We start from the raw sequence: 8,011 nt of genomic DNA, 5'->3' as shown, positions 1-8,011 counted from the left end.
TCGGCGTCCAGCGCCGCCGCCACGGGGGCGGGCGGGCCGAGCAGGGTGGCCTCCAGCGCGGCCAGGGTCAGCTTGTCCACGCGCAGGGCGCGGGCCGCCGGGTGGCGGCGCAGCCGGTGCACGAGGTCGGCGTCGCCGAGCAGGAGCCCCGCCTGCGGCCCGCCGAGCAGCTTGTCCCCGGACGCCGTGACGAGGTCCGCGCCCGCCCGCAGCGCGCTCGCCGCGTCCGGTTCGCCGGGCAGCAGCGGGTGCGGCGCGAGCAGGCCCGAGCCGATGTCGACGACCAGCGGCACGCCGAGGCCGGCCAGCTCGGCGACGTCCGGCGCGCTGGTGAAGCCGGTGACGCGGAAGTTCGACGGGTGCACGCGCAGCACGAACCCGGTGTCCGGGCCGATCGCGTCGGCGAAGTCGCGCAGGTGGGTGCGGTTGGTGGTGCCGACCTCGCGCAGCCGTGCGCCGGTGGAGGCCAGCAGGTCGGGGATGCGGAAGCCGTCGCCGATCTCGACCAGCTCGCCCCGGCTGACCACGATCTCGCGGCCCGGCGCCAGGGCCAGCGCGCACAGCAGCAGCGCGGCGGCGTTGTTGTTGACCACGTGCACGTCGCCCGCGTCCGGCACGGCGGCGGCCAGGGCGGCCAGCGCGCCGCGCCCCCGCCGGGCCCGCGCGCCGGTCGCCAGGTCGAACTCGACGTCCGTGCAGCCCGCGGCGTCGGCGACCGCGGCGACGGCGGCCCGGGACAGCGGCGCGCGGCCGAGGTTCGTGTGCACGACGACGCCGGTGGCGTTGAGCACGGGCCGCAGCGACGAGGCGCGGGCGGGCAGCGCGGCGAGCACGTCGTCGACCACGCCGGCCGGCGCGACCAGCCCCTCGCGCACCCGCTGCTGGGCCTGCACCACGGCGGCCTTGACCAGGGACCGGCCCAGTTCCGCCACGGCGGGGGCCAGCCTCGGGTCGGCCAGCACCAGGTCGGTGCGCGGGACCGCGCGCCGGAGGTCCGTCACCGGTCCCCCGGCCCTTCGGCCCCGCCGTGGCGGAGGCGGACGGGAATCGAACCCGCCAGCGACAGGTCCTGCCGCTCAACGGTGTTGAAGACCGCGCCGGCCACCAGGCCGGGTACGCCTCCTCGTGCCATCGCCCAATCCTGCCAGGCCCGCCCGGCGGGTGCGCGGCGCCACGCCACCGGGCACGCTGGGGAGGTGATCAGGTTGACCCAGTACGCCCGCGGCGGCGGTTGCGCCTGCAAGATCCCTCCCGGTGAGCTGGAGGAGGTGGTGCGCGGCCTGACCGGCGTCGTGCCCCGGGACCCGCCCGGCGAGCTGCTGGTGGGCCTCGACCACGGCGACGACGCGGCCGTGGTGCGGGTGCGCGACGGCCTCGCGCTGATCGCCACCACCGACTTCTTCACGCCCGTGGTGGACGACCCGTTCGACTGGGGGCGCATCGCCGCGGCCAACGCCCTGTCCGACGTCTACGCCATGGGCGGGCGGCCGGTGGTGGCGCTGAACCTGCTGTCGTGGCCGCGCGGCGTGCTGCCGTTCGAGCTGGCGGCCGAGGTGCTGCGCGGTGGTCAGGAGGTGTGCGCGGAGGCCGGCGCGCACCTGGCCGGCGGGCACAGCGTGGACGACCACGAGCCCAAGTACGGCCTCGCCGTGACCGGGATCGGGGACCCGGACCGCCTGCTGCGCAACGACACCGGCCGGCCGGGCGTGCCGCTGTCGCTGACCAAGCCGCTGGGCATCGGCGTGCTCAACAGCAGGCACAAGGCGACCGGCGAGGTGTTCCCGCAGGCGGTCGAGGCGATGACGCGGCTCAACCGCGACGCCTCCCGGGCCGCCCTGGACGCCGGGGCGGTGTGCGCGACCGACGTCACCGGTTTCGGGCTGCTCGGCCACCTCTACAAGCTGGCGCGGGCGAGCGGCGTGACGGCGGTCGTGGACGCGGCGGCCGTGCCGTACCTGGAGGGCGCGCGGGAGGCGCTGCGGGACGGCCACGTCAGCGGCGGCACGCGGCGCAACCTGGACTGGGTGCGCCCGCACGCCGACCTGGGCGCGGTGGACGAGGACGAGGCGCTGCTGCTGGCCGACGCGCAGACCTCGGGCGGCCTGCTGGTCGCGGGCGAGGTCCCCGGCGCGCCGGTGGTGGGCGAACTCGTGCCGCGCGGGGAGCACGTGCTCGTCGTCCGCTGACCGCTACCCGCGCGGGTAGCCCGCACCCCGGCCCGCGCGGGTTGCACGCCGTCCGCGGTGTGGGCTACCCTGAACACGTCTACCCCTCGTGCACGCCGGTGGCCCCGCCCCCGTCCCGAGGTCCCAGCACTCCCCGCGCATCACACCGGACGTGGCGTCGCACGACGTCTTACCCGGAGCCGGGAGTCCCGTCCGCCGGCGGTCGCCGCGCGTTCTCCCACACCCCGAGGAAGCACACCATGACCACGAACACCACCGTCCCGCGCCTCACCACCGGAATCCTCGACGTGGTGGGCGAACGCGCCGTGCTGCGCGCGGACGGCTACCTGCCCGGCCCCGACGACGTCGCCGTGCCCGGGAACCTCGTGCGCAGGCACGGCCTGCGCCGCGGCGACGCGGTGACCGGCCCCGTCCGCCACGAGCGCGACAAGTCCACGTTGGACGGTGTCGACACCGTCAACGGCATGCACCCCAGGCATTCCGCGGGGCGGCCCGCGTTCACCGACCTGGTGCCCGTCCACCCGGACGAGCGCCTGCGGCTGGAGACCGACCCGCACGAGCTGACCACCCGCGTCGCCGACCTCCTGATGCCCCTGGGCAAGGGGCAGCGGGCGCTGGTCGTCGCGCCGCCCAAGGCGGGCAAGACGTCCGCGCTGCGGGCCATCGCGCACGGCATCGCCAAGAACCACCCCGAGTGCCACGTGATGCTCGTGCTGGTCGGCGAACGCCCGGAGGAGGTGACCGACCTGTCGCGCGCCGTGCCGGCCGAGGTCGCCGCCGCCACGTTCGACCGACCACCCCGCGACCACACCGCCCTCGCCGAACTCGCGATCGAACGCGCCAAGCGCCTCGTGGAGCTGGGCCGGGACGTGGTGGTGCTGCTCGACTCCATCACCCGGTTGGGCCGCGCGCACAACCTGATCGCGCCGGCGTCCGGCCGCACCCTCTCCGGCGGTGTCGACTCGGCGTCCCTGGTGGCGCCCAAGCGCTTCCTGGGCGCGGCCCGCAACGTCGAGGGCGGCGGTTCGCTGACCGTCATCGCCACCGCGCTGGTGGACACCGGCTCGCTCGGCGACGCGCTGATCTTCGAGGAGTACAAGGGCACCGGCAACGCCGAGCTGCGGCTGGACCGCAAGGCGGCGAACCGCCGCGCGTACCCGGCCGTCGACGTCGCCCAGTCCGGCACCCGCCGCGACGACCTGCTGCTGACGCCCGCGGAGGCCGCCGCGACCCGCCTGCTGCGCCGCGCCCTCGACCGGCGCGAGGACGCCCTGGACGTCCTGCTCGACGGCCTGCGCAAGACCCGCGACAACGCCGAGTTCCTCACCCGGCTCACCGCGACCACGCCCCGCTGACCCGGGTCCCGCGCTGACGGGAACGCCTGGTCACGGGCCTGCCGCCGCTCCGCGCGGCGGCCCCGGCCCACCCGGCCGCGCAACGGGGTGGTTGAGCGGCGATCCGGTCGGGTAACCCTCCCCCAGAAGGCAATCGACCACCAGGAGGGTGACGTGATCGGGTTCATCGTCGCCGGGTTGATCATCGGTGCGCTCGCCCGCCTGATCAAGCCCGGCAAGCAGAACCTCGGCATCGTGGCGACGCTGCTGCTGGGGCTGGTCGGCTCCGTCATCGGCGGGACCATCGCCAACCTGCTCGGCACCGGCGACATCTTCGAGCTGAACGTGCTGGGCTTCATCATCGCCGTGATCGCCTCGGTGCTGCTCATCGGCGTCGCGGAGGCCGTCGCCGGTGGCCGCCACCGCCCCAGCGTCCGGTAACCACGACCAACCAGACCCAGAACGGCCCCGTCACCCACCCGGGTGACGGGGCCGTTCCGCGTCGCGGTCGCCGGAAGGACGCGTCGCGGTCGCCGAGGGGGCCGTGCCCGGCCGCCGCACGGGTCAGTAGGCGGAGGCGCGGACCGCGAAGACGGAGCGGCTGCCCGCGTACTCGGTCAGCGACCAGAGCTGCCCCTTGGCGGGCCAGTAGGAGAAGTCCTCCGGGCCGATCGGCAGCACGTCGTGCCGCACGGTCACCGAGCCGCCGGGCGTGAAGGTGGCCAGGTCGCCCGCGTTGCCGCTGCCGTCGCTGGTGGACAGGTAGTACTTGCCGTTGATCGCGGTCGCGCCCTGCATGCTCTGCACCGACACCTCGTACGCCTCGACGGCCCTGGCGTAGCCGTCGGACGACTCGGTGAGCATCCGGTCGGTGTGGTCGATCGGGAAGCGGAACAGCCTGCTGCCCGTGCCCGGGTTGGCGTACTCGCCCACGACCACGCTGTCCGGGGTGCTGGTGCGGTCGAGCGAGGCGAACGAGAAGCGGATGGCCGCCCGGCCGCCGGTGGTGGACTGGTTGTAGGCGAACGCCTGCGGCAGCACGTACTTGTAGCCGTACGCCTGGTAGCTGCCGTCGGCCTGGCGGCCGATCGCGGAGCCGTTCGTGGTGCTGGTCTGCCAGATGTGCCGCACGTCGAACACCCGGAAGCCGGTGCCGGTCGCGGCGACGTAGAGGTGGTGGCCGTACCAGAACACGCCGCCGGCGTGCAGGTTCACCGGCCGGAACGACGCCTGGCCGGTGCCGGTGGCGACCGGCTCGACCAGCAGCACGTGGCGGTAGGTGGGCGCGGACGGGGTGGAGTAGTCGACGAACGAGACCCGGGTTCCCCGGTCCACGCCGTCCGTGCCGTTGTCGTACCAGCTGACCAGGACCGCGGTCGCGCCCTCGTAGGTGGCCTCGCCGTAGGCGTCGGCGGTCGTGGTGATGCCCTGCGGGACCCAGTAGGCGACGTCGTCGTCGCCGCTGTTCCAGCAGAACGCGGCGACCCGGTTGGCCGCGGCGGGCGAGCAGGCGGTGGCGGCGCGGTTGCCGTCGCCCACGACCGTCGGCACGCTCACGTTCGGCAGCGCGGCGTCCAGGTCGTCGATGAGGCCGGAGTAGGCGGTCGCCCTGAGCCGGAAGTCCGCCGCGGGCAACGTCGTCGCCGCCTGCGCGGGCACGACCGGCACCACGACCGCGAGCCCCGCGACCAGTGCGACGACCAGTGATCGGTACTTACCCACTGAATTACCCCCAGTGTGGTTGAGAACCAACGAACGGTCATCATGGCGGCACCCGGCACCCCGATCAACACCCCTGCCCGGGGGCGCACCGGTCAGCCGTGCGGCGCGTGCAGCTTGTCCACGCCGATGACCAGCACGAGGCGCTGCTGGTCCCGGCCGCCGAACCAGGGGTAGGGACGCCCCAGGTACTTGTGGGACAGCTCGTCGACGTGCTCCGCCGCGCCCTCGACCGTGGCCGACAGGACGCGGCCCCGGATCGCCCAGTAGCGCGCCGGGGAGGCCGGGTCCGCGATGGCCACGGCGACCCGCGGGTCGCGTTCGACGTTGCGCGCCTTCTGGTGCGTGGTCACCGTGTTGACGACGACGTTCTCCCCGTCGGTGTCCACCCAGGTCTCGGTGATCTGGGGCGAGCCGTCCGGCATGAGGGTCGTCAGGAAGCAGAGGGCCGGCGCGCGCAGGACGTCCAGCAGGTCATTCGGGAGCGGCACGGGGTACGACCTTCTCGTCGGGTGTTGCGGGTGGGACGCCGTAGAGGCGGTCGATGACCTGTTCGTCCGGCGGCGTGCCGGGCAGTTCGGCGTGGCGGAGCCCGGCGAGCGCCACGGTCAGGGCGCGCCGCCAGAGGTCGGGGTCCACCCCCCGGGCGGCGTCGACCACCGCGCCGACCATCAGGTGCACGGCGACGAAGTCGCCCGGGACCACCCCGGCGGACAGCTGCCCGGCGGCGATCGCCCGGTCGACCAACCGCGCCACGAGCGGGGTGATCCGGGCCCGTCCCCGCACCACGAGGTCCGACGCCTGCCCCCCGCCGCGCAGCAGCTCGCCGAGGCCCCGGTTGCCGGCCTCCAGCTCGAACTGCCGCGTCATGAACCAGGTGAGCCCCTCCCACGGGTCCTCGACCAGGCTCGCCCGCCGGGCGAGGTCGACCACGGCGTCGACGTGCTCGGCGAACAGGGCGTCCACCAGGGCCGACCGCTCGGGGAACCGGCGGTACACGGTGCCCGTGCCGGTGCCGGCCTCGCGGGCGATCTTCTCGTACGGCACGCCCAGGCCCTCCCGGGCCATCAGGGCGAGGGCCGTGCGCAGCAGGAGCTGCCGGTTGCGCTCCGCGTCGCGGCGCAGCGGACGTTCTTCCACGTGGCGAACCTAGCAAGTGGAAGAACGGTTCTCAAGTTGAATCCAGATTCCACTTTCTTGCTACGCTGCGGTCCCGACATCCCCTGGAGGCCCCGTGTCCCGATCGACCACGACCGTCGAACCGTTCCGCATCGCGGTCGACGACGCGGAGCTCGACCGACTCGCCCGCCGGCTCGCCGACACCCGCTGGCCCGACCGGGAGACCGCCGCCGACCAGGGTCCCGGGCTGGACCGGGTGCGCGCGCTGTGCGAGCACTGGGCCACCGGCTACGACTGGCGGCGCTGCGAGCGGGAGATCAACGACATCGGCTCGTTCCGCACCGTCCTGGACGGGGTGGGCGTCCACTTCCTGCACGCCCGCTCGCCCGAGCCGTCGGCCCTCCCCCTCCTGCTCTGCCACGGCTGGCCCGGTTCCGTGCTGGAGTTCCGGCGCCTGGTGGGCCCGTTGACCGACCCGGTCGCGCACGGCGGGCGGGCCGAGGACGCGTTCCACGTCGTCGTCCCGTCCATGCCGGGGTTCGGCTTCTCCGACAAACCGACGACCACCGGCTGGGGGCCGTCGCGGATCGCCGACGCGTGGGTCGGGCTGATGCGCCGGCTGGGCTACGACGAGTGGGTGGCGCAGGGCGGCGACTGGGGATCGGCGGTCGTGGAGGCGATCAGCCGCGAGGCGCCCGCCGGGTTCCTCGGCATGCACGTCAACCTGCCGATGGTGTTCCCCACCGAGCGCGAGGTGGCCGAGGCGACGCCGGACGAGCAGCGCATGATCGAGCGGGCGCGGCACTACGAGGCCGTGCAGGACGGTTACGCGCGGGAGCAGTCCACGCGACCGCAGACGATCGGCTACTCCCTGGCCGACTCCCCCGTCGGCCTGGCCGCGTGGATCTACACGCTCTTCCAGGACGTCGCGGACCACGACGGCGACCCCGAACTGGTCGTCGACCGCGACGAGATCCTGGACGAGGTGATGATGTACTGGCTGCCCAACGCCGGTGCCTCGGCGGCGCGGCTGTACTGGGAGGCGCGGCGCGAACCGCGGCCGTCCCCCGGGCCCAACCCCACGCCGGCCGGGTTCAGCGTGTTCCCCGGCGAGGCCGTCCAGGCGTCGCGCCGGTGGGTCGAGCGGCGCTACACCGACGTCCTGCACTACCGGCGACTCGACCGCGGCGGGCACTTCGCCGCCCTCGAACAACCCGCCGCCCTGGTCGAGGAGGTCCGGACGACGTTCCGTTCGGTGCGCCCGGACCGCTGAGGGCCGGCACGTCGCCAGGCCCTGCTAGTCGACGGGTCCGCGCAGGGTCAGCACGACCCGCAGCACGTGCTCCACGGCGGACGGGAACACGGCCCCGCGCAACTCGCCGCGCGTGGCGAGGTTGCGGGAGGCGAACTCCAGCATCCGGTCCTCGCCCACCCGGCGGACGACGAGCGAGGCGATCTCCTCCAGGTCGAGACCGGGGTTGTCCAGGCGGGTCAGGGCGAACTCGACGACCAGCTCCTCGTCCGTCATGCCCTCTCCTCCCGACCCGGCGCCACCAGCCTAGCCACGCCACGCGTCCGGCACCCGACGACAACGCGCACCGCCCGGCAGGCGGGGACGCCGTCCGGCGGGTAAGGACGCGGGCGCGGCCGGCG

Annotated in this window: 8 protein-coding genes, 1 tRNA gene and 1 pseudogene; 4 read left to right on the top strand and 6 right to left on the bottom strand. The window is 74.5% G+C overall.

What is annotated here, in order from left to right; genetic code table 11:
- On the bottom strand, positions 1 to 1,001 hold a 1,001-nt coding region (gene selA, locus ACR807_RS40010; protein WP_438926755.1), incomplete at its 3' end, for an L-seryl-tRNA(Sec) selenium transferase.
- Positions 1,002 to 1,028: 27 nt separating this feature from the next.
- A tRNA-Sec gene (locus ACR807_RS40005) sits at positions 1,029 to 1,123 on the bottom strand.
- Positions 1,124 to 1,196: 73 nt separating this feature from the next.
- Between ACR807_RS40005 and selD the strand changes: the two genes are divergently transcribed.
- The 3 genes and pseudogenes from selD to ACR807_RS39990 all read left to right on the top strand — a co-directional run bounded on the left by selD (position 1,197) and on the right by ACR807_RS39990 (position 3,961).
- On the top strand, positions 1,197 to 2,186 hold the full coding sequence (selD, locus tag ACR807_RS40000) for a selenide, water dikinase SelD (protein ID WP_438926754.1): 990 nt from the start codon (positions 1,197 to 1,199) through the stop codon (positions 2,184 to 2,186).
- Positions 2,187 to 2,380: 194 nt separating this feature from the next.
- Positions 2,381 to 3,541: pseudogene (locus ACR807_RS39995) on the top strand (transcription termination factor Rho, short form); the annotation flags it as partial.
- 153 nt (positions 3,542 to 3,694) lie between these two features.
- A complete protein-coding gene (locus tag ACR807_RS39990; protein ID WP_438926753.1) occupies positions 3,695 to 3,961 on the top strand; it encodes a GlsB/YeaQ/YmgE family stress response membrane protein in 267 nt (88 codons plus the stop codon).
- Between the two features lie 123 nt (positions 3,962 to 4,084).
- Here ACR807_RS39990 and ACR807_RS39985 read toward each other — a convergent pair whose 3' ends face one another.
- The 3 genes from ACR807_RS39985 to ACR807_RS39975 form a co-directional block, all read right to left on the bottom strand.
- A complete protein-coding gene (locus ACR807_RS39985) occupies positions 4,085 to 5,242 on the bottom strand; it encodes a hypothetical protein (protein WP_438926752.1) in 1,158 nt (385 codons plus the stop codon).
- 92 nt (positions 5,243 to 5,334) lie between these two features.
- Positions 5,335 to 5,730, bottom strand: coding sequence for a PPOX class F420-dependent oxidoreductase (locus ACR807_RS39980; protein ID WP_438926751.1), 396 nt, complete (start codon positions 5,728 to 5,730; stop codon positions 5,335 to 5,337).
- The gene (locus ACR807_RS39975; protein ID WP_438926750.1) at positions 5,714 to 6,379 is read right to left on the bottom strand and encodes a TetR/AcrR family transcriptional regulator; all 666 of its coding nucleotides are present in this window, start codon (positions 6,377 to 6,379) and stop codon (positions 5,714 to 5,716) included. Before ACR807_RS39975 ends, ACR807_RS39980 begins: the two co-directional genes overlap by 17 nt.
- A 94-nt stretch (positions 6,380 to 6,473) precedes the next feature.
- Between ACR807_RS39975 and ACR807_RS39970 the strand changes: the two genes are divergently transcribed.
- On the top strand, positions 6,474 to 7,631 hold the full coding sequence (locus tag ACR807_RS39970; protein WP_438926749.1) for an epoxide hydrolase family protein: 1,158 nt from the start codon (positions 6,474 to 6,476) through the stop codon (positions 7,629 to 7,631).
- A gap of 24 nt (positions 7,632 to 7,655) precedes the next feature.
- On the opposite strand, the gene ACR807_RS39965 is transcribed toward ACR807_RS39970, so the two are convergent.
- Positions 7,656 to 7,886 (bottom strand): hypothetical protein, encoded by a 231-nt coding sequence (locus tag ACR807_RS39965; protein WP_438926748.1) that lies wholly within the window; start codon positions 7,884 to 7,886, stop codon positions 7,656 to 7,658.
- Positions 7,887 to 8,011 lie beyond the last annotated feature (125 nt).

The sequence above is a fragment of the Saccharothrix sabaoui genome, assembly GCF_051756985.1.
Taxonomy (GTDB): domain Bacteria; phylum Actinomycetota; class Actinomycetes; order Mycobacteriales; family Pseudonocardiaceae; genus Actinosynnema.
This window is presented reverse-complemented; position numbering and strand designations above follow the sequence as displayed.

Excerpts from the sequence above, each read along its gene's own strand:
- ACR807_RS39965 (WP_438926748.1), bottom strand. The coding sequence starts at position 7,886 with ATGACGGACGAGGAGCTGGTCGTCGAGTTCGCCCTGACCCGCCTGGAC.